Origin of the sequence: Mesorhizobium loti CJ3sym (assembly GCF_000472785.1) — a bacterium.
Taxonomy (GTDB): Bacteria; Pseudomonadota; Alphaproteobacteria; order Rhizobiales; family Rhizobiaceae; genus Mesorhizobium; species Mesorhizobium loti_E.
The window spans coordinates 309494-335498 of the sequence record NZ_AXAL01000002.1 but is presented as its reverse complement, the minus strand read 5'-3'; the positions used below and the strand labels follow the sequence as shown (position 1 = coordinate 335498).

Annotated in this window: 25 protein-coding genes; 13 read left to right on the top strand and 12 right to left on the bottom strand. The window is 62.7% G+C overall.

Features of this window, described 5'->3' with window-relative positions; translation table 11 throughout:
• Positions 1-19 precede the first annotated feature (19 nt).
• Positions 20-577 carry a hypothetical protein gene (locus A3A9_RS41715; RefSeq protein WP_051370785.1) on the bottom strand — a complete coding sequence of 186 codons (558 nt, stop codon included), beginning with the start codon at positions 575-577 and terminating at the stop codon, positions 20-22.
• A complete protein-coding gene (locus A3A9_RS0106175; protein ID WP_027057996.1) occupies positions 578-1996 on the bottom strand; it encodes an FAD-binding oxidoreductase in 1419 nt (472 codons plus the stop codon).
• A 186-nt stretch (positions 1997-2182) separates the two neighbouring features.
• Here A3A9_RS0106175 and A3A9_RS0106170 point away from each other — a divergent pair, with 186 nt between their 5' ends.
• From A3A9_RS0106170 to A3A9_RS0106160, 3 genes are all read left to right on the top strand, one after another.
• Positions 2183-2662 carry a thioesterase family protein gene (locus A3A9_RS0106170; protein WP_027057995.1) on the top strand — a complete coding sequence of 160 codons (480 nt, stop codon included), beginning with the start codon at positions 2183-2185 and terminating at the stop codon, positions 2660-2662.
• Between the two features lie 246 nt (positions 2663-2908).
• Complete coding sequence (locus A3A9_RS0106165; protein ID WP_027057994.1) at positions 2909-3106, top strand: hypothetical protein; 198 nt, start codon at positions 2909-2911, stop codon at positions 3104-3106.
• Between the two features lie 158 nt (positions 3107-3264).
• Positions 3265-3795, top strand: a complete 531-nt coding sequence (locus A3A9_RS0106160; protein WP_027057993.1) for a hypothetical protein — start codon at positions 3265-3267, stop codon at positions 3793-3795.
• A 142-nt stretch (positions 3796-3937) separates the two neighbouring features.
• Here the strand turns inward: A3A9_RS0106160 and A3A9_RS0106155 are convergent, their stop codons facing one another.
• On the bottom strand, positions 3938-4417 hold the full coding sequence (locus A3A9_RS0106155; protein ID WP_027057992.1) for an Lrp/AsnC family transcriptional regulator: 480 nt from the start codon (positions 4415-4417) through the stop codon (positions 3938-3940).
• A gap of 89 nt (positions 4418-4506) precedes the next feature.
• On the opposite strand from A3A9_RS0106155, the gene A3A9_RS0106150 reads away from it, so the two are divergent.
• The 3 genes from A3A9_RS0106150 to A3A9_RS0106140 all read left to right on the top strand — a co-directional run bounded on the left by A3A9_RS0106150 (position 4507) and on the right by A3A9_RS0106140 (position 7148).
• A complete protein-coding gene (locus tag A3A9_RS0106150; RefSeq protein ID WP_027057991.1) occupies positions 4507-5409 on the top strand; it encodes an EamA family transporter in 903 nt (300 codons plus the stop codon).
• Between the two features lie 144 nt (positions 5410-5553).
• Positions 5554-6702, top strand: a complete 1149-nt coding sequence (locus A3A9_RS0106145; protein ID WP_027057990.1) for a sensor histidine kinase — start codon at positions 5554-5556, stop codon at positions 6700-6702.
• Positions 6699-7148 carry a response regulator gene (locus A3A9_RS0106140; protein ID WP_027057989.1) on the top strand — a complete coding sequence of 150 codons (450 nt, stop codon included), beginning with the start codon at positions 6699-6701 and terminating at the stop codon, positions 7146-7148. The genes A3A9_RS0106145 and A3A9_RS0106140 overlap by 4 nt, the downstream gene beginning before the upstream one ends.
• 4 nt (positions 7149-7152) lie before the next feature.
• Here A3A9_RS0106140 and A3A9_RS0106135 read toward each other — a convergent pair whose 3' ends face one another.
• Positions 7153-8040 (bottom strand): dienelactone hydrolase family protein, encoded by an 888-nt coding sequence (locus A3A9_RS0106135; protein ID WP_027057988.1) that lies wholly within the window; start codon positions 8038-8040, stop codon positions 7153-7155.
• A gap of 264 nt (positions 8041-8304) precedes the next feature.
• Between A3A9_RS0106135 and A3A9_RS45110 the strand changes: the two genes are divergently transcribed.
• A complete protein-coding gene (locus tag A3A9_RS45110; protein ID WP_202596354.1) occupies positions 8305-8451 on the top strand; it encodes a hypothetical protein in 147 nt (48 codons plus the stop codon).
• Positions 8452-8460: 9 nt separating this feature from the next.
• Positions 8461-8898 carry a hypothetical protein gene (locus tag A3A9_RS0106125; protein ID WP_027057987.1) on the top strand — a complete coding sequence of 146 codons (438 nt, stop codon included), beginning with the start codon at positions 8461-8463 and terminating at the stop codon, positions 8896-8898.
• Between the two features lie 288 nt (positions 8899-9186).
• Here the strand turns inward: A3A9_RS0106125 and A3A9_RS0106120 are convergent, their stop codons facing one another.
• On the bottom strand, positions 9187-11505 hold the full coding sequence (locus A3A9_RS0106120) for a glucose/quinate/shikimate family membrane-bound PQQ-dependent dehydrogenase (RefSeq protein WP_027057986.1): 2319 nt from the start codon (positions 11503-11505) through the stop codon (positions 9187-9189).
• Between the two features lie 184 nt (positions 11506-11689).
• Here A3A9_RS0106120 and A3A9_RS0106115 point away from each other — a divergent pair, with 184 nt between their 5' ends.
• The 4 genes from A3A9_RS0106115 to A3A9_RS0106100 all read left to right on the top strand — a co-directional run bounded on the left by A3A9_RS0106115 (position 11690) and on the right by A3A9_RS0106100 (position 18469).
• Positions 11690-12517 carry a DUF2059 domain-containing protein gene (locus A3A9_RS0106115; protein ID WP_027057985.1) on the top strand — a complete coding sequence of 276 codons (828 nt, stop codon included), beginning with the start codon at positions 11690-11692 and terminating at the stop codon, positions 12515-12517.
• 47 nt (positions 12518-12564) lie between these two features.
• Positions 12565-14205: a helix-turn-helix transcriptional regulator gene (locus tag A3A9_RS0106110; protein ID WP_027057984.1), complete on the top strand. Its 1641-nt coding sequence runs from the start codon at positions 12565-12567 to the stop codon at positions 14203-14205.
• A gap of 136 nt (positions 14206-14341) precedes the next feature.
• The gene (locus A3A9_RS0106105; protein WP_245278985.1) at positions 14342-15640 is read left to right on the top strand and encodes a flavin-containing monooxygenase; all 1299 of its coding nucleotides are present in this window, start codon (positions 14342-14344) and stop codon (positions 15638-15640) included.
• A 141-nt stretch (positions 15641-15781) separates the two neighbouring features.
• A complete protein-coding gene (locus A3A9_RS0106100) occupies positions 15782-18469 on the top strand; it encodes an ATP-dependent helicase (protein WP_027057982.1) in 2688 nt (895 codons plus the stop codon).
• 16 nt (positions 18470-18485) lie between these two features.
• Here the strand turns inward: A3A9_RS0106100 and A3A9_RS43865 are convergent, their stop codons facing one another.
• From A3A9_RS43865 to A3A9_RS0106070, 6 genes are all read right to left on the bottom strand, one after another.
• Positions 18486-19250, bottom strand: a complete 765-nt coding sequence (locus A3A9_RS43865) for a hypothetical protein (RefSeq protein ID WP_152536070.1) — start codon at positions 19248-19250, stop codon at positions 18486-18488.
• A 151-nt stretch (positions 19251-19401) separates the two neighbouring features.
• On the bottom strand, positions 19402-20448 hold the full coding sequence (locus tag A3A9_RS0106090) for an ABC transporter permease (RefSeq protein WP_027057980.1): 1047 nt from the start codon (positions 20446-20448) through the stop codon (positions 19402-19404).
• The gene (locus tag A3A9_RS0106085) at positions 20445-21242 is read right to left on the bottom strand and encodes an ATP-binding cassette domain-containing protein (RefSeq protein ID WP_027057979.1); all 798 of its coding nucleotides are present in this window, start codon (positions 21240-21242) and stop codon (positions 20445-20447) included. Before A3A9_RS0106085 ends, A3A9_RS0106090 begins: the two co-directional genes overlap by 4 nt.
• 87 nt (positions 21243-21329) lie before the next feature.
• On the bottom strand, positions 21330-22337 hold the full coding sequence (locus tag A3A9_RS0106080) for a substrate-binding domain-containing protein (protein WP_027057978.1): 1008 nt from the start codon (positions 22335-22337) through the stop codon (positions 21330-21332).
• A gap of 114 nt (positions 22338-22451) precedes the next feature.
• Positions 22452-23357: a sugar phosphate isomerase/epimerase family protein gene (locus A3A9_RS0106075; RefSeq protein ID WP_202596351.1), complete on the bottom strand. Its 906-nt coding sequence runs from the start codon at positions 23355-23357 to the stop codon at positions 22452-22454.
• Positions 23357-24391 carry a Gfo/Idh/MocA family protein gene (locus tag A3A9_RS0106070; protein ID WP_027057976.1) on the bottom strand — a complete coding sequence of 345 codons (1035 nt, stop codon included), beginning with the start codon at positions 24389-24391 and terminating at the stop codon, positions 23357-23359. The genes A3A9_RS0106075 and A3A9_RS0106070 overlap by 1 nt, the downstream gene beginning before the upstream one ends.
• Positions 24392-24585: 194 nt before the next feature.
• Here A3A9_RS0106070 and A3A9_RS0106065 point away from each other — a divergent pair, with 194 nt between their 5' ends.
• Complete coding sequence (locus tag A3A9_RS0106065; protein ID WP_027057975.1) at positions 24586-25611, top strand: LacI family DNA-binding transcriptional regulator; 1026 nt, start codon at positions 24586-24588, stop codon at positions 25609-25611.
• Between the two features lie 18 nt (positions 25612-25629).
• On the opposite strand, the gene A3A9_RS0106060 is transcribed toward A3A9_RS0106065, so the two are convergent.
• Positions 25630-25944: a hypothetical protein gene (locus tag A3A9_RS0106060; protein WP_027057974.1), complete on the bottom strand. Its 315-nt coding sequence runs from the start codon at positions 25942-25944 to the stop codon at positions 25630-25632.
• Between the last annotated feature and the right edge of the window lie 61 nt (positions 25945-26005).

Genomic DNA, 26005 nt, shown 5'->3' with positions numbered 1-26005 from the left:
GCGGGAAACCTCTGACAGGTCAATTGCGTCGCCAAAGCCTGTCGAGAAAACGGATCGGTTTAACGTGCTGCGCCGGGAGACTTTGTCCAATGGCTTCCATCAGCACCGTCAAAACCGCTCCATTGTGAAGGCTTGCGGAGAAACTCTCGGCAATGAACTCCAGCGTCGAATCGTGGAACGCCAAGATGAAATGCCGATAGCCTGAAAACAGTTCGGGCGTATGGGACGAATGAACCCGATTGGACTTTTCCAGGGAAGCGATCCACGACGAATTGCGGACTTCAAATGCTTCGTAGGCCCGCAAGCCCAACGAATAAAGACGATGACCACTGATGGCTTCGTCGTTCGGCGGGCCGAACTGAAATGCCAGATAGGGATCAGCCGTCAGGACGGCAACGGACTGGTTGCCTGTTAGCGGCGAAACCGAGCGCGGATTCGTGCCATCGAAGGACAAATCCGGAGCATTGACGATATAGGCGGCGAGCAGTCTGCCTCCATCCGCAAACACATGAGGCAGAGGCGCGCCAGCGGATGACGGCGGCACCTCGATCGGCAGCAACGTCTCGGCAGTCGACATCTAATGACCGCCGCCCGGCAATATCTTGCCGGGATTCATGATGTTTTGCGGGTCGAGTGCCTGCTTGATGGAACGCATGATGTCGACGCCGTGGCCGAGTTCGCGGCGCATGAAGCCGATCTTGCCCTGGCCGATGCCATGCTCGCCGGTGCAGGTGCCATCCATGGCGATCGCCCGCATGTTGAGCCGCGCGACGAATTCTTCACACAGCGCGATCTCCTTAGGATCGTTCACATCCATCAGCAGCAAAGTATGAAAATTGCCGTCGCCGGCATGGCCGACGATCGGCGCGATCAAGCCCATCTCGGCGATGTCGGTTTCGGTTTCCATGACGCATTCGGCAAAGCGCGAGATCGGCACGCAGACATCGGTCGACAGGCCCTTGGCGCCGGGCCGCAGCGTCAGCGATGCCCAATAGGCATCGTGCCTCGCTTTCCACAATTTCGTCCGCTCCTCGGCGACGCTTGTCCACAGGAACGGCCCGCCGCCATTTTCTTCCGCGATCATGCCAAAAGTTTCGGCCTGCTCGGCTACGCCCGCATCGCTGCCGTGGAACTCGACGAAAAGGCACGGGCTCTCGGGATAGTCGAGCTTGGAATAGGTCTTCATCGCCCGCATCTGCAGCGCATTGACCAGTTCGATGCGCGCCACCGGAATGCCCATCTGGATCGTCGCGATGACGGCGTTGCAGGCCGCCTCGACGCTCGGAAACGGACAGACGCCGCCCGAGATCGCCTGCGGAATTCCTTGCAGCTTCAATGTCAGCGAGGTGATGATGCCGAGCGTGCCTTCCGAGCCGACCAGCAGCCGCGTCAGATCATAGCCGGCCGAGCTCTTCTTCGCCCGCTTGCCTGTCGTCAACGTCTCGCCGTCGGCCATGACGGCCGTCAGCGACAGCACGTTTTCGCGCATCGTGCCGTAGCGCACCGCATTGGTGCCCGACGCCCGCGTCGCCGCCATGCCGCCGAGCGAGGCATTGGCGCCGGGATCGATCGGAAAGAACAGGCCGGTGTCGCGCAGGTGATGGTTCAAATCCTCGCGCGTCACGCCGGGTTCGACCGTGCAGTCGAGATCCTGCGGATTGACCGCAAGGATGCGGTTCATCCGCGAGGTGTCGACCGAGATGCCGCCGCCCGGTGCGTTGGTGTGGCCTTCCAGCGAGGAGCCGACGCCAAAGGCGATCACCGGCACACGGTGCGCGGCGCAGGCGCGCACGATCTCCTGCACCTCGGCCGTCGTCTCCGGAAAAGCGACGCCATCGGGCGCCTGCGTCGGAATGTAGGTGGTCGTGTGCGCATGCTGCGAGCGGATTGCCTGGCCAGTCTGAAAACGCTCGCCGAGCTGTTGCTTGAGGATGCCAAGCACCGCGGCGATGCCCTCCTCGTTGCGTTCGACCGGATTGAGGTCGCTCAGAGCCATGAATTCCTCCGCGAATGGACCAGCGCCCACGCTTGTTCTGCGATTATGAATGCCTAAAGCAATTCCAGGAAAAGTGTGAAGCGGTTTTCCCGGAAAAAGCGCGTAGCGCTTTTCCTGGGGAATTGCGTCTAAACAAAAAAGTCTTCGCAGCTAGGCTCTGTCCAGCACCAGCACAAGGAAGTTTCGATGCCCATCCCCGCCCCCTTCGTCTCCAGGCCCATGGACATCGAGAAGGACTGGATCGACTACAACGGCCATCTCAACATGGCCTATTACAACGTGCTGTTCGACCGCTGCTCGGACGAGGCCTTCGAGACGATGGGCATGGGGCTGGACTATGTGAAGGACCGCCGCCTCACCATCTACACCGCCGAAGTCCATGTCTGTTACGTCCAGGAGCTGCATCTCGACCACAAGGTCACGGTCTCCTTCCAGCTTATCGACCATGACGAGAAGCGGCTCAGGGCCTATCAGGAAATCCGCCATGTCGACGGCTGGCTCGCCGCCACCTCCGAAACCCTGTCGCTGCATGTCGACATGTCCGGGCCGAAGGTCGCGCCCTTCCCGGCCGATGTGCTGGCCAAGGTCGAAGCCATGCGCGCCGCTCATTCGGTGCTGCCGATGCCGGAGCGCGCCGGCCGCTCGATCGGCATCAAACGCAAATAGATTGAACTGACACTGTTCCCCAAAGAGGCCACCGGGCTTCAAAGCCACACCCGCAATCCAAAATCGCGAAACCCTGGAATCGGCTTGCACCAGCGCTTGAAGCAGCCCCGCGCCCGCGTTAACCTTACCAAGGTTTTAACGGGAAAAAGCCAATTGAGCCGTTGAACGACTCAGCGGAGCGGTCGAAAACGCTCCGCACAGGGTTGCTATACGGGCGGCGGGGCGAAGCCGGTTCGAGGGACGTGCATGAAAACCGACATCAAGGTCGAGGTGGACAGGCTGGCCGCTGATCCGCGCATATCGGACTATGATTTCTGGCGTTCGCTCAAGAACGTCGACAATGAGATCTTCCACATCGCCAACAGCAACGAACCGATCCCGTTCGACATGATCCGCTGGCGCAGCATTTTGAAACGCGCCCGCCTGAAGCGCGGCCACGCCTAGCGTCGCCATAGTGAAATAGCTCCCGGCTGCCTCATCCGCTTGTCGAAACCTGCTTCCTATCGTGCAGATGCGTTCCTGCCACGGTTACAGTGTCGGGAAATTGCATTGTATAATCCCTGCCGATATGGATTGCGTGCGGATCGTAATGGAGGTGCGGGATGGCGAACGGCTCGCTGTCTGAAGTCGAAGCGGGATTGCCGATATGGGCGGCGGCGATCGCCAATCGACTTGACTTCTTCCGACGCAGGTATTCCGGCAAACGCAGCACTAGCGAGTTCACAGTTGTTCTGGATGCGCTTCACCGCCGCGTCGCCGCACCGGGTGGCGAGCATCAGGCTCTCCTTGCTTTTCTGCACGCCTGCCTGGCACTGATTGAAGAGGCAGCGGCCTCGCGAACGGACCTCGCCGGTATCGCCCGTGACTTGGCAACGCTGTGCGACATGGCGCGAACATCCCTTGACGGCGATTGCGACGATCGGCCGTTGATCGCCCACGAGGACAATATGAAGGGTTTGTCTGGTGCATCACGCTGGGCCGCCCGAGTCCCAGGCCGCGTGGTTTGGTTGGCTGCAATGGCTGCCGAAGTGCCTGATGCAGAAGGCGAAGCCGCCGTTATGCTGGTGAATGACCTAGCTTCCGTTGACGCGGGCTTTCCTCTGCGCGCCCTTCATACGGCGGTCCGAGTTTAAGCATCATCTTACGGCTTCAGACTGTGCTCCAGCGCAACCGCTGCCGCCAAGACCATGGCATTGACCACAGCGTCAGAAAGGGTGTCGATCGAGATACTTAGCTTGCTAACTCACTTATGAATGCTCGCCTCGCTATTGAACATCACGGTGATCGCTTCACCGCCCCAAGCGGCGAGCGCGCCACCACCGGCGATGACTGGATGATGGCCGTGTTCGTCATCGCATAGGGAATGATCCCGTCGATCACCCGTTCGAGTTCGGTCACAGACCCGACATGCGCCAGCGCAATGAAGCAATCCTCGCCGGTCACCCGGTCGCATTGCGCGATCTCCGGCAGCTCACGGATGATATCGGCGACGACAGCCAGTTGCCCAGGCACCGGCCGGATGCGCAGCCATGCCGACAGCTTAAGGCCAAGTGCGGCGGGATTGATCCGAACCGAATAGGCCTCGATTACGCCATTCTCCTGCAGCCGCTTGATGCGCTCGGTGACACTCGGCGCCGACAGGCCGACCAAGCGCGCAAGTTCGGCCGTGCTGATCCGAGCGTCCTCTTCCAAAAGGCGCAGGATCTTCATATCCGCGACGTCGAGGTCGATATTTTCGGTTCGAAGGCGTTTCATGGAGAACTCCTTGCTTCCGGGAAGCAGATTAACCAACAGGCCGATCATCACCCATATATTCAGCCAAAACTGCCTGCGATACTGATCCCATGGATGATCAAGCGCAAGCTCCCGTCGCCCGCCCTGCCCTCGGCGGCCCCGACAGCCTGGCGACAAAACTGCCGCCGCATGTCTGGTTCGGCGTCAGCGCTGTCTTTCACTATCTCGGTCCGGCTTTCGCCGTGCTGCTGTTCCCGCATGTCGGCGTGCTCGGCATGGCGTGGCTGCGCATCGCCACCGCGGCGCTGATCTTCGCGCCGCTGACCCGCCCCTGGCGAACCTTTGCCGGCGCCGATCGCTCGACACGGCTGCTGTTGCTGGCCTTCGGCGCCTGCCTAGCGGTGATGAACTGTTCGTTCTACCTGGCGCTCGACCGCTTGCCGATCTCGCTGGTGGCGGCGATCGAATTCGTCGGCACCATTGGCGTCGCGCTGATCGGCCTCAGGAGCCCGCGCAATCTCGCTGCCCTTGCCGTGGCCGTCACCGGCACCTTGCTGCTCATCGACGTAAAATGGTCCAGCGATCCCGTCGGGCTGTTCTGGGCTTTCCTCAATGGCGCTCTCTTTGTCGGCTACATCGTGCTCGGTCACCGCGTCGCACGCACCAGTGCCGGTGGTGGCATCGCCGGACTGGGCGCGGCCATGACGATCGCCTTCATTGTCGTGCTGCCGATCGGCTTCGCACAGGCGCTTCCGGCTTTCTCGGCACCGCAATTGTTGCTCGCCGCCATCGGCGTCGGCATCTGCTCCTCGGTCATTCCCTACATCTGCGACCAGCTTGCCATGTCGCGCCTGCCGCGCTCGAGTTTCGCCCTGATGCTGTCGTTGCTGCCGGTCACCGCAACGCTGATCGGCGTCATCGTACTGCGCCAAATTCCGAGTCTCGTCGATTGCCTGGGGATCGCGCTGGTGGTCGCCGGTGTCGCTTTCCACAAGCCGGCACCGACATCCTAGGCGCCAGGAAAGCATTTATCATCAATCGCTTGCAGAAACACTGAGTCGGTTCCCGATACCGCCAAACTGCGACAACACGTCCAGAATTGAACCAATTCCTCCCTTGAGCCGTTGTCACCCACGAAAAAAACTTGGAGTGACAGCATGGACTGGAAACGGACCAGGGAGTCCGCCGACGCTTGGCACATGACGGACGACCTTCATGCCGAGCACGGCAAGGGCGACCCGTTCGCGGCGGCCATTCGCGCCACCCGCATGTCGATGATCATCACCGATCCCCGGCGGCCCGACAATCCGATCGTCTTTGCCAATGACGCCTTCCTGCGGTTGTCTGGCTATGGGCGCGGCGAGGTCATTGGCAAGAACTGCCGCTTCCTGCAGGGGCCGAAGACCGACAAGGCCGCCATTGCGGCGATACGCGCGGCGATCGCCGACAAGACCGACCTCGCCGTCGACATCCTGAACTATCGCAAGGATGGCTCGACCTTCTGGAACGCGCTCTACCTCAGCCCCGTCTCGAACGACAAAGGCGAATTGCAGTTCTTTTTCGCCTCGCAGCTCGATGTCTCGGATCGCAAGCGCTCGGAGCATCGCATCACCGCCGACAAGGACCGTTTCGAGAAGGCGGTGAAGGAACGCACAGCAGAGTTGGAAGCAGCCCTTGAGGCGCAGACCACCTTGCTGCACGAGGTCGATCACCGGGTGAAAAACAATCTGCAGATGATCTCGTCGCTCATCATCATGCAGAGCCGTTCCATAAAGGACGAGGCAACCAAACGTTCCCTGAAGACCATGCTGGAGCGCATCGAGGCGCTGAGCACCGTGCATCGCCGGCTCTACCAGTCGAAGGATGTCAGCCGGTTCGACGTCTCGGATTTCGCCAAAGACCTGGTGACCGATCTGCTGACGGCGTCGGGGCGCTCCGGAATCAAGTCGAAACTCGACCTCGAACCCATTGTGATTTCAGCCGAAAAGGCGACGCCTGTCGCGTTGATGGTCAATGAACTCGTCACCAATGCACTGAAACACGCTTTCAAGGAAGGACCGGACGGGACGACGGCAGGACGCATAGGCATCAAGATGAGCCAGCCCGACGGTCACTTCAACATCGAGGTCTCCGACGATGGTGTCGGCATGACTGATGCCAGTGGCGATGCGTCTTTCGGCATGCGGCTGATCAAGTCGCTCGCCCGCCAGTTGCGCGCCAACATCGAATGGCACGACGCCGGCCCCGGTACCAAGGTCGTGATCTCGATGCCGAACGAACCGCAGCAAAAAGGGAATGTGTCATGATTGAACCGCTCAAGATCCTTATCATCGAGGACGAAGCGCTGCTGGCCATGGAACTGGAGAGCCTTGTCGAAGAGGCGGGCCATAGTGTCGTCGGCTGGGCAACGTCTTCGTCTGAGGCAAAGAGCATGGTTGGGTCCACGGATGCCGACATCGCCTTTGTCGACATCCACCTGACCGATGGCCCAACCGGCGTCGAGGTGGCCGAATATATCGGCCAGAAGAAGAGCTCGGTGGTGGTGTTCATGACCGCCAACCCGAAGCGCATTCCCGATCATTTCGCCGGTGCGGTTGGCGTCATCGCCAAGCCCTACACGATGAACGGACTGACATCGGCGTTGCGGTATCTGCAGGAAGGCGTGCGACGCCCGCCGCCCGTTTCCACACGGCCGGCCGGCTTCACCCTATCGCCGGCTTTCGAGGCCGTATGGGCGCCCCCGGTCGCCTGACCGCCTATTTCAGCTTGTCCTTCAGGAAAGCGATCGTCCTGCCCCAGGCGAGATCGGCCGCCTTCTTGTAGTAGCGCGCCGCCGAGGTGTCGTTGCTGAAGGCATGGTTGGCGCCTTCATAGACATAAACGGTGTACTCGACATGGTCGGCGTCGAGTTCCTTCTTGAAGGCGTCGATGCCGGCATTGGTGCGATCGTCCAGCCCCGCATAGTGCAGCAACAGCGCGGCCTTGATCTTCGACACATCGGCGCCCTTTGGCTGCATGCCGTAATAGGCAACGCTGGCGGCGAGATCGGGCGCGTTGACGGCCAGCATGTTGGCCGTGCCGCCGCCCCAGCAGAAGCCGACGGCGCCGACCTTGCCGTTGCCGTCCTTGTTACCTTTCAGGAACGTGACGGTCGCCACGCCATTGGCAACGGTCTGCGCCGGGTCCAGCTTGGTGAACATGTCGCGCGCCTTGTCCTCGTCATCGGGCGTGCCGCCGAGTGGCGACAGGAAATCCGGCGCCAGCGCCACGAACCCTTCCAGTGCCACGCGCCGGGCGACGTCGCGTATATGCGGGTTGAGCCCACGGTTTTCATGGATGACGATGACGGTGCCGAGCTTGCCGGCCTGGTCTGCCGGTCTCACCAGATAGCCCTTCATCTCGCCGCTGCCGCCGGGATAGGTGATGTCCTCGCCTTTCACGCGGGCATCGCTTTCGGCGACGATCGCCGCCTGGGCGGAATTCGCCGCCAGCATTGGCGCGATCGCGGCCGCCGCGGCACCGGTTCCGGCGAGCCTGGTCAATTGTTCCATGAAGCGGCGGCGATCGAGCGTCAGATGCGTGTATTCGTCATAGGCGTCGATCATTGCCTGGGTGATGACAGGCTTTTCAGTGGATTTCGACATGGCGCACTCCTCGATCTCGGTATCTCGACTTCTGTATCCTTGCCCGCTCGCAAGATAGGGGCGAGCCTCGCATCGTCCAGTCACAGGCCGGTGACGCTCGCGGTTCGCGTAGCGATGTGGGAGCAAAGCAGTGATCATCACAATTTGGTCATCGGTGACAAATCTTGATGGCGCTGCCACAATAGTGGGAGAAACTGAAGTCCGGTCGCCCCATGGCGCGGCCACGGTCCTGAAGGGCCCGATCTGAAAGGAAAACTTATGACCATGACCTCGCCGATCCTGGCAACCGCCTTCGTGGTTGCAGTAGCCGCCGTTCTGGCGATGCGCGCGACTGTTGTCGCGGCGAGCCGGAAGTCCATGGTCAAGGTTCCCATCAAGCGCCATCCGGCAAACACGAAAACCCAGGGTTGAGGTGAGACCATGAACGTCCAGGATATCGTCAACACCGTCTCGCAAAAGGCGGGTCTCGACCAGGCTACGACGGAGAAAGTCGTCGGCACCATTTTCTCGGTGCTCGAACACGAAGCCGACGGCACCAGCGCCTCAGCCTTCTTCGCTAAGATTCCGGGCGCCGATGCGCTGGCGCAGAAATATGACGTCATGGCCGCCGCCCCTGCCGGAGGCGGTGGCGGCTTCCTGTCGTCGCTTCAGGGCGCGCTTGGCGGCGTTCTCGGCGAGAAGGCCGGCGCGCTGGTCAACGGCCTCGCCGCGCTCAAGGCCTCCGGCCTCGACATGGCGCAGATCGAGAAGGCCGGTCAGACACTGATTCAGCAAGCCCAAGCCGCGGCGGGCCCTGATCTGACCAACCAGGTGCTCGGCCAGGTGCCTAGCCTGAAGAGCCATTTGGGGCTTGGCTAAGAGGCAAGCTACGAACGGACGAAGATCGTTCTATCTGCGCCCCTGCCAGACGTCGTGCTGCCCCTCATCCGGCTGCCGCCACCTTCTCCCCGTATAGTGACGGGAGAAGGAGAACCTCAACGTCGGCGCATTTCTCAAAATCGGCGATTGGCCAAACCATCGCTGACTGCGTCTTTCTCCCCGTCGCTTTACGGGGAGAAATGTCCGGCAGGACAATGAGGGGCAGCGCCCACGTTGCAAGAGGCTTGGCAAAGCCGGCCTGGAACCCTGCTCCGGCCCATATCCTCCCTACTTCGGCAGCGCGTAAGCCATCACATAGTCGCCTGGCTTGGTGCCGACCGAGCCATGGCCGCCGGCAACGATGACCACGAACTGGCGTCCGTCGGCGCCCGTATAAGTCATCGGCGTCGATTGCCCGCCGGCCGGCAGCCGCGCCTGCCAGAGCTGCTTGCCCGATGTCAGATCATAGGCGCGCAGATAATCGTCGACTGCCGCACCGAGGAAGGCGACCCCGCCGGCGGTGATCATCGGCCCGCCAATGCCGGGCACCCCGACCTTCAGCGGCAGCGGCAGCGGTGTCATGTCGTAGATGGTGCCGTTGCGATGCTTGTAGGCGATCGTGCCGGTCCTCAGATCCACGCCGGCGACATAGCCCCAGGGCGGCGCCTGGCAGGGAACGCCAAGCGGCGACAGGAACGGTCCCATCACCACCGCATAGGGCGCGCCCTCATTGCGGTTCAGCCCCTGTTCGCTGCCCTTGGTGTTGTCACCCGGCGCCGGCACGTCGGCGCGGGGAATGAGCCTGGATGTGAAGGCAAGATAGGTCGGCATGCCGAACATCACCTGTCGCACCGGGTCGACCGCAACGCCACCCCAGTTGAAGACGCCGAAATTGCCGGGATAGATCAGCGATCCCTGCAGCGAGGGCGGCGTATAGCGGCCTTCATAGCGCAGTTTGTGGAAGGCGATCCGACAGGCCAGCTGGTCGAACATGGTGATGCCCCACATATCGGCATCGGTCAGCGGCTTCGGGTTGAAGGAAAGGTCGGACGAAGGCTGCGTCGGCGAGGCCTTGTCGCCCTCGATGGCACCGCCGGGCGCCGGCACTTCCTTGACCGCGATCACCGGCTCTCCGGTGCGCCGGTCAAGCACATAGAGGTCGCCCTGCTTGGTCGGTCCGACCAGCGCCGGCACGATCGTGCCGTCGGCCCTGGTGATGTCGATCAGGCTCGGCTGCGCCGGCACGTCCATGTCCCAGAGGTCGTGATGCACGGTCTGGCGCCCCCATTTCAACTGCCCGGTGTTGAGGTCGAGCGCGGTGATCGAGGAGGAGAATTTCTCGACATTGGCGCTGCGCCCGGCGCCGAGCTGATCCGGCGTCTGGTTGCCGAGCGGCACGTAGAGCAGGCCGAGCTTCTCGTCGGCGCTCGGCGTCGACCACATGTTGGGCGAGTTCGCGGTGTAGGTCTGGCCGGCCGGCAGCGGCGTCGTCTGGTCCGGATTGCCGGAATCCCAGTTCCACACCAGCTTGCCGGTGGCCGCATCAAAGGCGCGGATGACGCCGGACGGCTCCTGCGTCGAATAATTGTCGTTGACCGCGCCGCCGACGATGATCTTGCCGCCCGCGATCAGCGGCGCCGAGGTCGAGTAATAATAACCCGACTTCGGATAGGGCATGCCGGTCAGGAGATTGAGCGTACCGCCCTCGGCGAAGGCGGGACAGACCTGCCCGCTGGTGGCATCGAGCGCAATCAGCCGCGCATCCGACGTCGGTAGGTAGACCCGCGTCGCGCAGGGCTGGCCGGCGGTGCCGGCGGCATCGGCATAATAGGCCACGCCACGGCAGGTCTGATGCTGTCGGTCCTTGTCGAGCTTGATCTTGGGATCGTAGCGCCATTTTTCCTTGCCGGTCGCGGCATCCACGGCGATGGCAAAATTATGCGGTGTGCAGATGTAGAGCGTGTCGCCAACTTTAAGCGGCGTCACCTGATAGGTGGTCTCGCCGATGTCATCAGGCCCCTTCACATCACCGGTGCGGTAGGTCCAGGCCGGCTGCAGGTTGGCGACATTGTCCGTCGTGATCTGGTCGAGCGGCGAATAGCGCTGGCCGAACTGCGTGCGGCCGTAGAAGTGCCATTCGCCAGCCGGCACATCGTTGCCGAGATTGGCGTTGGGGATCACCTTGTCTGTATCAAGCGCGCCGGCGATGTCCTTGGGGTCCGTTGTCATCGAATAGCCCGCCACGGCCAGCGAAGCCAGCACGGCCAGGATCAGCGGCGCCCGAGCGTCAGGACCGGCGAGGCCGCGCCGCGCCCACGGCGTCAGCAGCCATAGCGCCAGCAGCACGATGATGCCGCCGCGCGGCCCGAGTTCCCACCAGTCGAAGCCGGTTTCCCACACCGCCCAGGCCAGCGTTCCCAGCACGATCGCCGCGTAGAGCCAGATTGCCGTGGATCGGCGCCGGTAGAGCAGCCAGGCGGCGATCAGGAAGGCCAGACCGACAATGATGTAGTACCAGCTGCCGCCCAGCGAGGCCAACCAGATGCCGCCCGCGCCGAGCGCCAGGCCGATGAGGAAGAGAATGAGGGAGGTGATGGTGACAGCCAAGATGATACTCCTTCGACTGTTGCGCGCTCACGCGGCATGGGCGACACGATACCTCCCTGCCTTGCCCCAGCTTTCTCCCGACCGCCTCGCCTGTCAAGCTGGTGTACACGCCAAGGTGGCAACCCATCTTGCCTGTATGCCGGTTTTCCAGCAGTCTCAATCATCTCTCCGCTGGAGCAAGCAAATGACGTCATTCGTTCGGTCACTGACGCGCATGGCGCTTGCGCTCTGCTGCCTCGTCTCTCTCACCATGGCCGCACCGGCGCAGACCATCAGCGACATCAACAAGGCCAACGGCTTTCACGAGATGCTGATGGGCATCGGCCCGGGTTTCGTCGCAGCCGTGAAATCGGCGCCGGGAATGCCGCCGCAAAAAGTCAGGGATGCGCTTGCCGCTGCCATGGAAGGCGCCTTTGATCCGGCCAAGATGGAGGCGGCCATCGAAACGCGGATGGCCGACAAGCTCACCGCCAAGGAGCTGTCCGACCTGGCCTCGTTCTACGCTTCGCCCTTGGGCAAACAGGTCACGGCGCTGGAGATCCAGGCTGCGGCGCCGCAGGCCAGGGAGGCCAAGAAGATCGAGGGAGCCAAAATCCTTGGCGAACTTCCCTCCAGGGATCCGGCCCGGCTCGCACAGTACAAAAAGATCATGGACGATCTCAGCGCCGTCGATACCGGCGAAGCCGTCGCCTTGAACATGGGCTATGCGATGCTTTCCGAAATGCTGGGTGCCGCCGGAAAGCCCCTGCCCGACGACCAGATCATGGCCTTGCTGCGCAAGCAGACCGAAGGGCTTCGCCGCGACATCGATACGGACGTCATGGAATCGGCAGCCTATATCTACCGGGATCTGCCTTTGGCCGATCTCAAGCTTTACGAGGCCTTCCTGGCTTCACCCGCCGGCAACCATTATTACGACCAGATGCAGGTCGCGCTGGGCGCCGTTATGACCGACGAGGCGCGCTCGTTCGGGCATCGATTCTTCGTTGCCCTCGGTTACCGCAAGGCCTGAACCCCGCCATTCTTCCGCCAGGTGTCAGGTGATACTATGCTTTGCCGATGAAAGCCGACGCCGCCTCGTTGCTCGAAAAAGCCCGCCATGCCTATGGACAGAGGGCATGGGCGGATGCATTCGAGCTTTTGCGGGCGACCGACGAAATCACGGCGCTCGCCCCGGAAGACCTCGAGCGGCTGATGTGGTCGGCTGGCATGCTCGACCGCGACCCCGATATCTTCGCCGCCGCCGAGCGCCTGTTCAACGTGCATGCCGATGCCGGCCGTGACGACCAGGCGGCGTACTGGGCGTTCTTCCATGGCTTCCGGCTCATGGCTTTGCGCGAGGAAGGCCGCGGCATGGCCTGGCTGCAGAAGGCGCAGCGCCATGCCCAAGGCTTTGGCCGCGAATGCGCGGCGCAAGGCTTCCTGATCATGCTTTCGGCGCACAAGGAACTCAGGAGCGGCAACGATCAGGCTGCCGCGGCGCTGGCGGCGCAGTCGCTGGGGATCGGCGAACGCTGTTGCGACCTCGACCTGATCGCCTTCTCCCGCTGCTATCTCGGCCGCGCGCTGCTGCGCCAGGGCCGGATCGAGGAAGGTATCGTCTCGCTCGACGAAGCCATGCTGCCCGTCGTCGACGGCAAGCTTTCGCCCGTTGTCACCGGCCTCATCTATTGCAATCTCATCGATGCCTGCCGGCAAATCTACGCCTTCGATCGTTCGCGCGAATGGACCGACGCGATGTCGAACTGGTGCGGATCGCAGCCACAGCTGGTTCAGTTCAACGGCCTATGCCGGCTGCACCGCGCGGAGATCATGGAGGTGAACGGCGCCTGGCAGGATGCCGTTGCCGAAGCGCGGCGTGCGACATCATCATTGGCCCGTAATGTCAGCAACGAGACGACCGCCGGTGCGGCCTACCAGGAAGCTGAAATCCATCGGCTGCGCGGCGAATTCGCGGCAGCCGAAGAGCTCTACCGCACTGCCAGCCGTCTTGGGCTCGAACCGCAGCCCGGCATGGCGTTGCTGCGTCTCATGCAAGGCCGCGCTGAGCAAGCGGCCGCAACAATGCGCCGCGTGCTTGCAACGACCGGGACGCCGCTCGGCCGCGCCCGTCTGCTGCCGGCGCTGGTCGAGATCATGATCGCGGCGGGCGCAATCGACGAGGCGCGCGAAGCGGCCCTGGAATTGCAGACGACGGCCGACCGTTTCGCGACCGATATTCTTGTTGCGATGGCCTCGCAGGCGAGAGGCGAAATCGAGCTGACCGACGGCAACGCAGCAGCCGCACTTTGCCATTTCCGTGCCGCACTGGCGACATGGCAGCGCGCCGGCGCCCCCTATCTCGAAGCGCGCCTGCGCGTGCTGGCCGGGCAGGCTTGCCGAGCGCTTGGCGACGAGGACACCGCCGAGCTTGAATTCGATGCCGCCCGCGCGGTTTTCACGGCCCTGGGCGCTGCGCCCGAACGCGCCCGGGTCTCGGCGCTGACCGCGTCGGACAAGGCGCCTCCGCACGGCCTGACCCGACGCGAGATCGAAGTCCTCGGCCTTGTCGCCACAGGCAAGACAAACCGGCTGATCGCCAGCGACCTCGGTCTCAGCGAAAAGACGGTCGACCGGCATCTCAGCAACATATTCGACAAGCTGGCGGTCAGCTCGCGCGCCGCCGCGACCGCCTATGCCTTTCAGAACGGGCTGCTCTGAACCGACGACCCGAAGACCCGGGGCATGGGGGAAAATCCCCATCGCATTTTCCCGGTCTCGTGAGGTGTCTCCCCGAAGCGCCGCGTCACCGGATCGTTATTTTTGCTTCAGGCCTACGAAACCGGATGGAGCAATCATGAACCCGACCTCGACACCTCGCCCGACCTCTGGGCACGCAACGCGACGGCGCGGCCGCCGTGTCGGCATCACCGAGACCAAGGCGCGTGCCGGCGCATTGTTGGAACAGGGAGCGGCGTTCATGCAACTGGAGGCCAGTGTGCTGCAGGCGGCAGGCAGCCAGGCGTCATCAAGCCAGGCCTCATCAGTCGATGAAAAGCGGCCCGCGCCGGGGGAAGAGCATTTCGATGTCATCATCATCGGCGCCGGCCAGAGCGGCCTATCCGTCGGCTGTCACCTCGCCCGCAAGGGCGTGAAGTTCGTCATACTCGAGGGGCGCGAACGTGTCGGCGACGCCTGGCGTTCGCGCTGGGATTCGCTGCGCCTGTTCACGCCGGCGCGCTATGACGGGCTGGCCGGCATGCCCTTCCCCGCCGACCGCTTTGCCTTCCCGACCAAGGACGAGATGGCCGACTATCTCGAAGCCTATGCCAGGAAATTTTCCTTGCCGGTGCGTACCGGCGTCAAGGTCGACGAGGTAGCCCGCCTCGACGGCCGCTATGTCGTGACGGCTGGCCGGACTCGCTATAGCTCCGATCATGTCGTCATCGCATCGGCGAGCTACCAGAAACCAAAGGTTCCGGATTTCGCCGCCTTGCTCGATCCATCGATCCGGCAATTCCATTCGAGTGCCTACAAAAACCAGGCGCAGCTCGATCCGGGCGGCGTGCTCCTGGTCGGCGCCGGAAATTCCGGCGCGGAAATCGCCATGGATCTCGCGCCGACGCACCAGACCTGGCTGGCCGGCCGACATCCCGGCAACATTCCGGTCGCCTACAACGGCTATTTCGCAATGCGCCTCGTGCTGCCCGTCGTGTTCCGCTTCGTCTTCCACCGGCTGCTCACCGTCGACACACCAATGGGCCGCAAGGCCAAGTCCGGCCAACTCTCCCATGGCCTGCCGCTGATCCGGGTCAAGCCGCGGGACCTGGACGAGGCTGGCGTGCGCCGGGTTTCCCGCGTCGCCGGCGCGCGTGACGGCAAACCGCTGCTCGACGACGGCCGGACCCTCGACGTCACGAACGTCATCTGGTGCACCGGCTTCAAGGCCGGGCTGGATTGGATCAAGCTGCCGATCTTCGACGACAACGGCCGGGTGAAGCAGTATCGCGGCGCCGTGGAGGGTGAGCCCGGCCTCTATGTCTGCGGCCTGCATTTCCAGCACTCGCCCTCTTCGACGATGATCCATGGCGCCGCACGCGATGCCAGCTATGTCGCCGGCAAGATCAGCGAGCGAATGCGCGCGGCCGCGAGGTAAGCCTGATCGGAGCTTTGGAGAAGGATGTCGGCCGCTGGGAGCACAACAGTTGCACGGCGACCTCCAATCGTGCGTTAAAACCGGAACAAAACGTAGACAGTTCTGGTCTTTCCCTCCCGAATCACTACATTCGGAGGGAAGATGTCCGGCTTTTCCGAAGACATGCCCTTTTTCGATGAACCCAATGCGCGGCCCACGGCTCCGTCGGGCATTGCCGCGCGCGCCATGGCTGCCCGTAGCGGCCACAGCAATGCGCCTGACTATCTCAAGGGCCTCAACCCCGAGCAGCGGCTGGCGGTGGAAACCACCGAAGGCCCGGTTCTGGTGCTGGCCGGCGCCGGCACCGGCAAGACCCGCGTCTTGACCACCCGCATCGCCCACATCCTTGCCACCGGCAAGGCCTTCCCGTCGCAGATCCTCGCTGTCACCTTCACCAACAAGGCCGCGCGCGAGATGAAGATCCGCATCGGCGTGCTGATTGGCGAAGGCAATGTCGAAGGCATGCCGTGGCTCGGCACCTTCCACTCGATCGGCGTCAAGCTGCTGCGCCGGCACGCCGAGCTTGCCGGCTTGCGCTCCGATTTCACCATCCTCGACACCGACGATGTCGTGCGGCTGATCAAGCAATTGATCCAGGCAGAGGGGCTGGACGACAAGCGCTGGCCGGCCAAGCAGTTCGCGCAAATGATCGACGGCTGGAAGAACAAGGGCCTCGGCCCTGCCGAGATCCCGGAGGGCGACGCCCGCGCCTTCGCCAACGGCAAGGGCCGCGAACTCTACAAGGCCTATCAGGAGCGGTTGAAGACGCTGAATGCCTGCGACTTCGGCGATCTCTTGTGCCACCCGATCCGGATCTTCCGCGCTAATCCGGACGTGCTGAAGGAATACCACAAGCGCTTCAAATACATTCTCGTCGACGAATATCAGGACACCAACACCGCCCAATACATGTGGCTGCGCCTGCTGGCGCAGCGGCCGGTAGGCAGGCCGATCTCCCCCCTTGAGGGGGAGATGTCCGGCAGGACAGAGGGGGGTGCTTCGCGCAGACAGGCCGGTGGGGCACCGCCTCCCTCTGTCGGCTCCGCCGACATCTCCCCCTCAAGGGGGGAGATCGGGCGCTCTTCGACCGAGGCTGGCGCCACCGTGAATATTTGCTGCGTCGGCGACGACGACCAGTCGATCTATGGCTGGCGCGGTGCCGAGGTCGACAACATCCTGCGCTTCGACAAGGATTTTCCCGGCGCCACCATCATCCGGCTGGAGCGCAACTACCGCTCCACCGCGCACATACTGGGTGCCGCCTCGCACCTCATTGCCCACAATGAGGGCCGCTTCGGCAAGACGCTGTTCACCGACCGCGACGAGCCGGAGGACGGCAAGGTGCACGTCCACGCCGCCTGGGATTCCGAGGAGGAAGCCCGCGCCGTCGGCGAGACTATCGAGGCCTATCAGCGGCAAAAACACAAACTCAACGACATGGCCATCCTCGTCCGCGCCTCCTTCCAGATGCGCGAATTCGAGGATCGTTTTGTCACGCTCGGCCTCAATTACCGCGTCATCGGCGGCCCGCGCTTCTACGAGCGCATGGAAATCCGCGACTCGCTGGCCTTCTTCCGCGTCGTCGCGCAAGGCGCCGACGACCTCGCCTTCGAGCGCATCGTCAATGTGCCCAAGCGTGGGCTCGGTGAAACCACCATCCGCCAGATCCACGACACGGCGCGCGCGCTGCGTGTGCCGATGCTGGAAGCCGCCGCCAAGCTCGCCGAAAGCGACGAGTTGAAGCCGAAGCCGCGCGCTGCCCTGCGTGAGGTCGCCGCCAATTTCGAGCGTTGGCAAAAGGCGCTGGAAACCACGCCGCACACCGAACTCGCCGAGACCATTCTGGAAGAGAGCGGCTACACCGACATGTGGAAGAACGACCGTTCGGTCGAAGCCCCCGGCCGGCTGGAAAACCTGAAAGAACTGATCCGCTCGATGGAGGAATACGAGTCACTGCGCTCCTTCCTCGAGCATGTCGCACTGGTCATGGACGCCGAGCAGAATGCCACGCTCGACGCCGTCAACATCATGACGCTGCATTCGGCCAAGGGCCTCGAATTCGAGACCGTTTTTCTCCCCGGCTGGGAAGAAGGCCTGTTTCCGCATCAGCGCGCGCTGGATGAAGGCGGCCGCTCCGGGCTGGAGGAAGAACGGCGCCTCGCCTATGTCGGCCTGACCCGCGCCAAGAAGAACCTGCATCTGTGGTTCGTCTCCAACCGCCGCATCCATGGGCTCTGGCAATCGACCATCCCGTCACGCTTTCTCGAGGAACTGCCCGAAGCCCATGTCGAGGTCGCCGAAAGCGGCAACAGCTACGGCGGCTATGGCAATTCCTATGGCGGCGGTTCGTTCGCTTCGGGTCGTGGCGGCCGCCAGAACCCCTACGGCGCATCGCGCTTCGACAATGTTGGCGCAGACACCGAAAAATCCGGCGCCTTCTCCAACACCTACGCGACGCCGGGCTGGCAGCGCGCACAAGCCAACCGAACCGAAGCGACCGACCGCAACTGGGGCTCGCGCTCCGGCCACCAGGTCGAGCGCATCGGCTATGGCGAGACCGACTCCGGCTACGGCGCCGGCCGCACCTCGGTGAAGGGCCGCACCATCGACGGCGAGCTGGTCGCCAAATCCGTCTCCGACACGCCCTCCGCCTTCAGCGTCGGCGACCGCGTCTTCCACCAGAAATTCGGCAACGGCAACATCTCGGCCATCGAAGGCAACAAGCTGACCATCGACTTCGACAAGGCCGGCCAGAAACGCGTGCTGGACGGGTTCGTGGCGGCGGTTTGAGTACGACGCAAAGCAGCTAGTCTTCGTAGGACTGTCCGCTCAGAAAATATTGACTTCCATGTGCTAAGGGCAGCTGGTCGCGCTCTTTTATTCCTAGCATGTCGAGCAAATCCACGGGGGAAATTGGCTGACAGGTAAAGGTTCTATGGCGGCAATTTTTAACGGCATTTATGAATTTTTTGTCGGCGGTAAGAAAAAAGCTTAGTGAATTCACCTCAGCGGTCCACAGATGAAAAGCGTCAGCATAATGCTTTCTGTTTATTCCCTTCAGAAAGCTTTTAAATGCCTCCATACCCTTTAGATTTCTAATTTCAAATTCGCTCATTTTTTCTGCAATATAGGGAATACCGATCAAGCGATCGATGTCAATATTCGTGAGCCAAACGACGAAATCTCCCAGTGCATCTTTGGCGAGATGAGTGGTGAAATCCTGTCTAAAAAAGAGCCCCCTCCGGATCACACCTGGAACACTGTTGCGAGGTGACTTCTGAAACAAATCACCAATGGGCTGCGCCGGGTATGTGCTTGTGGGCAAAGATTCTAAAATTAGCTCGGGATAGGTATGTAGATTCAAAATTCCGCCCTGCGCCAACCGTACGATTGTTGGAATGCATTCGATTTGGGATTGAAGCCACCGCGCATCCGATCCCTTAGCCGGCTTCGCTTGAAATAGAGCGAGTCGATTGAGCGGCCCAGGCACCTCTACAGATACACCATGCGCGATAATGCCGAACTTCCGAACTGAGTTGTCCAGCAGAATTGATGTACCGGTATCTCCCATCTACTTCCTCTTTGGGAAAAAAGGGCGTTACAGGCACCGAACAGCAGACGCCATATATATTCGTTCAGCAAGACAGTTTAATATCGTACGTCAACGTGTTCTTCTCGCCAATGCCCTGCGAAGCTGGCTAGCTTCAGCACCGAAGCACCCCTCATCGATATCTTGCCTGGTTCCACTTATGACCCAGCAGCGACAGGATGATGATCAGCCCGTTGAAGAACTGCACGTAGAAGCCGCTCAATCCCGCCGCGACGACACCGGTCTGGATGAACGACACGGTGACCGCGCCGATCGCGCCGCCGGCAACCGTGCCGATGCCGCCCCAGGTCGGGGTGCCGCCGACGAAGACCGAGGCCAGTACCGGCAACAGATAGCCGTCGCCCGCCGTTGGCCACCAGGTGAAGTTGATCATCACCGAAAACGTGCCGGCGATCGCGGCGCCGATGCCGACGAAAACGAACACTTTCACCCGCACACGCTTGACGTCGATGCCCATCTGCTGGGCGCTGTCGGGATTGTCGCCGACCACCTTCACCTGCGCGCCGAAACGGTGGCGGTTGTAGAGCATCGCCGACAGTACGACGAAGGCGATGGCCCAGAAGATCTGCACCGGGATCCCAAAAACCTGGCTGGAGAAGATCTTGTAGGCCGGGGTGTCGGCAAGACCGGTCAGTGCCATCGACTTGCCTTCGTTGATGATCTGGATCAGCCCGCGCAGCAAAAAGTTCATGCCGAGCGTGGCGATCAGCGACGACAGCCCGCCATAGACGACCAGCGAGCCGACGAGGAAGCCGAGCAGCATGCCGGTGACGAGTGCCGCCGCAATGCCGAGGAACGGATCGTAGCCGGCCTGCACCACCAGCGAGAACACCCAGGAGGCAAAACCCATCGTCGCCGGAAACGACAGGTCGATCTCGCCGCAGGTGACAACAAAGACCAGCGGCACCACCACGAACAGCGCAACGGGCAGCGTCGTCAGCACCGAACTGTAGAGATACCAGGTGGTGAACACGGTCGGGTTGGCGGCCATGAACACCGCCATCATGACGATGAAGACGGCGAGCGTGCCAAGCGAGGCGCGGTTGTCGAGGACGAAACCGCGCAACCAGTGGTCGGATGGATGTCTCCACTCTTTGCGGGCCGACCCGCCATGCGCGCCGAGAGGACTTTCGAGATCGGGTTCCATGGTCTTGCTCATCGCACTCGCTGCTCCGCTTCGCCGGCCTCGTGCAGTCCGGGCAATCCGCCGGGATGCGCGACGTCTTCCATGAAATTGATCAGCTCTTCCGCCGACTTGATCTGGCTGCGGTCGGCGGTCAGCGCCACCTTGCCGCGGTCCATCACCACGAAGCGGTCAGCGATGTCGAAGACGTGGTGGATGTTGTGGCCGATGAACAGGATCGAGCGCCCGCCCGCCCGCACCTGGCGCACGAAATGGAAGACCTTGGCGGTCTCGGTCAGCGACAGCGCCGTCGTCGGCTCGTCGAGGATGATCAGCTCGGCCTGCTTGTAGATGGCGCGTGCGATCGCCACGCCCTGGCGTTCGCCACCCGACAGCTGGCCGACGATCGAATGCGGTGTGAACACTTTCGAGGTGAAGCCGATCTCGCGCATCAGCCGGCTTGCCTCCTCAATCTCCTTGTTGACCTTCAGCCAGCCCATGAAGCCGGTCAGCTCACGCCCCATGAAGATGTTGCGCACGATGGTCTGCTGCACCGCCAAAGCGCGGTCCTGGAACACCGTCTCGATGCCGGCGTCGCGCGAGCGCGCAGCACTCCATCCGGTCACCGGCTTGTCGCGCACGAGGATCTCGCCGCTGGTCGGCCTGACGACGCCGGAGAGTATCTTGATCAGCGTCGACTTGCCGGCGCCATTGTCGCCAATCAGGCCGACCACCTCGCCGCGGTCGACGCTGAGATTGACGCCGCCCAGCGCATAGACCTGACCGTAGGATTTCTTGATATCGCGCAGTTCGATGATGCGTTCGGCCATCGGATCCTCGCTTGTCATTGTCGCGTGCCGGCCTTCTCAACCGGCGGTCCTGCCGGCCGGGTCGACCCGGCCGGCAGCCTTGGGAGGTCAGCGCAGCGCCTGCTTGGCGAGCTCCGAGACGATCTCATAATTCTGCGGCGTGACGAAGCCCGCGCCCGTATCGACATTCATCGGCGAAAGACCCAGCACCACTTGCTGGCAGAGGCTGAGGATCGGCAGATAGCCCTGCAGGAATGGCTGCTGGTCGGCGGTCAGCTGCACCCAGCCGCCCTTGAAGCCCTCGACGATCTGCGGGCTGGTGTCGAAGCCGAAGTTGAAGATGTCGCCGGGCTTCCTTCCCGCGGCCTGCATATATGTCGGCACATTGCCGAGCATCTGCCCGCCGGGGTAGCCGACCGCCTTGACGGTGGGATTGTTGAGCAACGCCGCGGTGATCACCGGGATGGCCAGATTCGGATCGGCTGCCCACTCGGGTACAGAATTGATTTGAACGACATCGACGCCCGCCTCTTTCAATGCGGCGACCGTCCCGCGCTCGCGCGCGCCCCGGCTCTCATTGTCGAACGGGCCGATCATGATCGCCTTGTCGCCGGCCTTGAGCCCGCCGAGTTTGAACGCCTCTGCGCCTAGCGCGCGACCCTGCTGCTCCTGCTGCGCGCCGACATAGCCACCGCCGAACGCCGCCGTCACCTTCGGCACCGGCACGTTCTGGTACATCATCTTGATGCCGTCCTTATGCGCCTGCTCGGCCAGCGGCATGATCGCGTCGTCGCCGGGATGGCCCATCATGGCGATGCCGCCGGGCTTGACCGCGACCGCCTCTCGCAATTGCTGCACCATCTTTTCGACATCCCAGCCGGAAAAGATGTAGTCGACCTTCGGCCCGAGATCGGCCGCCGCCTGCTTGGCGCCATTATAGACGATGGTGCCGAAAGCGTCGCCCTCGGCGCCACCGACGAAGAAGCGGATATGGACATCCTTGCACCATTGGGCGTCGAGCGCCTGCGCCGGCAAGGTCGAGATGGCGGCGCAGAGCGCCGTGGCGGCCGCCACGACGGTCGTGCGCAGAAATGTCGTTCTGATCGCGATGCTCATGCACTTGTCCTCCCATTGTTCCCCTCGGCAGCCGAGGGGTTTTTGACGATTGCTACGGCAGTGGCTCTTGGCGGCCGGCTCCTCCCGCCGCCAATTCTCACATCAAATTTGGCCTCACGTCGGATTTGGCTGGTAGTTCGCACCTCCCCGGCATTGTTTGAGATACTCCAGCCCCCGCACCTGGCCGGTAATTTCGAGATCGCCGCGATAGACCGGATCGTGCCAGCCTTCGATGTCGATGGCGCCGCGATAGCCGGCCAGCCGCAACTCGCTGATCACCCGCGTCCAGTCGCTGTCGCCGAAACCCGGCGTGCGCATCTGCACGAAGGGCAGCCGGCCGAACACGCCGTGTTCGCGGATGACATCCCAGCGCACCGTGGCGTCCTTGCCGTGGACATGGAAGATGCGCGGCGCCCATTTGCGGATCTGCGGCATCGGATCGATGAGATAAACCAGCTGATGGCAGGGCTCCCATTCCAGCCCCAGATTATCGTCGGGCACTTCGTTGAACATCAGCTCCCAGGCGTCGGGATTGTGGGCGATGTTCCAGTCGCCGGCAGCCCAGTTGCCATCCATGGCGCAATTTTCGAAGGCGATGCGCACACCCTTGTCGGCGGCGCGCTTGGCCAGCGGACCCCACACTTCGCGGAAGCGCGGCAGGCTGTCGGTCAGCTTCTTGCCGCGCAGGCGCCCAGTGAAGCCGCTGACCATCGAAGTGCCGAACAGATGCGCATTGTCGATAGCCGTTTCCCAGGCCGCAAGCACACCGCGATCGACCTCGTCGCCCTCCAGCGGATTGCCGAACACGCCCAGGGAAGACACGATGACATCGGCATCACCGATCGCCTCGCGGATCTGTCCGGCCAGCCGCGGCAAATCCTTGCCACCCAGCGTCTGCCAGAAGAAGGGCTGGATGCTCTCGAAGCCGAGCGGCAGGATCTGCTTGATGTAGGCCGCCGGGTCGTCGAGGTTTGCCCGCACCATGGTGCCGATCCTGATGTCGAGAAGCGGGTTTGGCATCATTTTTCGTCCTGTGCAGTGATCGCCACGCGGCGTCCGGTCTCGGCGCTCTCGATGGCGCCGAAAACCATGGCCAGGCTCTTGATGTTGTCGGCGCCGCGCGTTTCCGGCTCGTTGCCGGTTTCGATCGCGTGCATGAAATCCCGGATGATGCCGAGATGACCGCCGATGCGGTCGGCGGGATCGAGCGGCGGCACGTCGATCGGCTGGGTCTTGTCGATCAGGCCATCGCGACCCGACGCCACCACTTCCGCCTTCAGGCCGTCATGGCCATCCCAAATGAGGCTGCCGCGCTCGGCGACGATGCGCCAGCTGCCTTCCCAGCTCGTGCGAAAACCGTCGGCGCACCAGGAGCCGGCATAGGTGAAGACCTTGCCGCTGCCGAAATCAATTACGGCGCTGGCCGACGAACCCTGCCGGTACCATGAATTGGCCGGCTCCCATTCCTGGCAATAGACGCTGGACGGCTCGCCCGCAGCCATGTAGCGGGCGGCGTCGAAAGTGTGGATCGCCATGTCGAGCAGCAGCACATGCGCCATCTCCTCGCGAAAGCCGCCGAAATGCGGCGCGACGAAGAAGTCGGCATGGATGGAGGTCGCAGCGCCAATGGCGCCGGAGTCGAGAAACCGCCGGATGCGCCTGACATTGGCGACATAGCGCCGGTTCTGCACCACGGCATGGATACGCTCTGCCCGACGTGCCGCCTCGATGATGGCGCGCGCATTCTCAGGACTGTCGGCCAGTGGCTTTTCGGTCAGGAGATGACAATTGTGGGCAAAGGCAGAAAACGCGACCTCGCGCCGGGCGGCGGGAACCACGACATCGAACACCGCGTCGGGCCTGGTTTGATCGAGTACGGCGTCGAGGCTGGTGCCGATGACAGCGCTAGCGAGGTCGTATTCGCGCGCCCTCGCCTTCGCCCGTTCGGCGTCGAGGTCGACAAGGCCGACAATGGCGAGCCCGTCGATCTGCCTCGCGGCATCGAGCCACTGCCTGCTCATCGCACCACAGCCGACGAGGACGACATTCATCATCCGGCGCTCCTCCCGTCCGGTCCCTCCAGACCGAATGTCACGGCATCCACGGCATCACCGTAAACGTTTTTCCGTAAACGTTTACGAGAACACACCCGATGGCGTAGAATGTCAATCGGCTGCCTGCGAAAATCATCTCGAAGCCTTGGCCTGAGCGGCAGCCGGTGCTAGCCAAGGCAGGGGGAGAATGATCTTTGGCGTCCAGCATCCACGACCTTGCGCGTCACCTGAACATCTCGATCGGCACCGTGTCGCGGGCGCTGAACGGCCGCGCCGACGTCAACGCCGATACCCGCCAGCGCGTGCTCGAAGCGGCCAAAAAGCTCAACTATTCGCCGAACCAATCCGGCCGAAGCCTGCGCCAGGGCGCCACCCGTTCGATCGCCTTCATGCTGCAGCCGCATCCCGGCGACCAGCAATATGGCGAACCGTTCTTCATCCCGTTCCTGACCGGTCTGCAGGCGCGGCTCGCCGACTATGACCTGGATCTGATGGTCGTCATGGGTGAGCCCGGCCAATATCAGCAGGAGAGGCTGCGCCGTGTGGTTGAGACGCGCCGAGCCGACGCGGTCGTGTTGGCCAACACGCGGCGGGAAGACGATCGGATCGATTATCTCAGCAAGGCCGGCTTTCCTTTTGCGACGCTTGGCCGAAGTCAATCCGGCGGCGACACCTATCCTTCGCTCGATATCGATTTCGAGAGGGCGGGTGATGAAGCCGTCGACCGGCTGGTCGCGCGCGGCCATCGCCGCATCGCTGCCATCCGCCCTTCGCATGATCTCAACTTCGGCTACCTGTTCCTGGACGGCTATCGCAAGGCGCTGAAGCGGCACGGCATTGAAGGCGACCCCGGCCTGATCGCCGACGGCTTCATCAACGAGGCCGGCGGCTATCAGGTGACGGCGGACGTAATGCTCTCCAAGGATCGGCCCACCGCCATCATCTTCAACAACGACGCCATGGCGCTCGGCGGCTGCAAGGCGTTGGCCGAGATGGGCATCCGGCCCGGCCAGGACATCGCGGTGACAGTCATCGTCGACACGCCGCTCTGCCGCTATTTTTCCCCGGCGCTGACCGCCTTCCGCCCGGCGCTGGAGCCGATGGGTCGGCGGCTCGCCGAAATGCTACTGGCCTCGCTTCCCGCCTTCGCTGGTCCCGAAGGCCCGCGCATCATCCGCGAAGTCTGGCCGCTGGAGCTGATCGCGCGCGACAGCGATTGATGGAGCTCGTTAAGGCTATCAATCCACCTTCTTCTCGCCCCGCTCCCCGGCCTTGACGATATCGCCCGTCGTGAACAGGATTTCCTTCAGTTCCGCCCGCCAGTCCTTCTTCTGCCGCAGCAGAAATTCCAGATCCATGCCGAAATGCTTGAACTCCTCGCTCTGCGCATTCTTCATGATCGCCTTGGCCTGCGGGTCCTTCTCCACCGACATGCGCTGTTCGTACCAGCCGATCGCCTCCGCCTCCTCGATCAGCGAGGCAATCATGCGGGCAAAGGTGCGCACCTTCTGCGTCAGTTCCTCAGGCGGTTCGTGATACTGGTCGAAACCCATGTCGTCCTCCCTCAATGGCCGGCGAGTCTCGCCGTACCCATGAATGCGCTGGAGTGCCGCG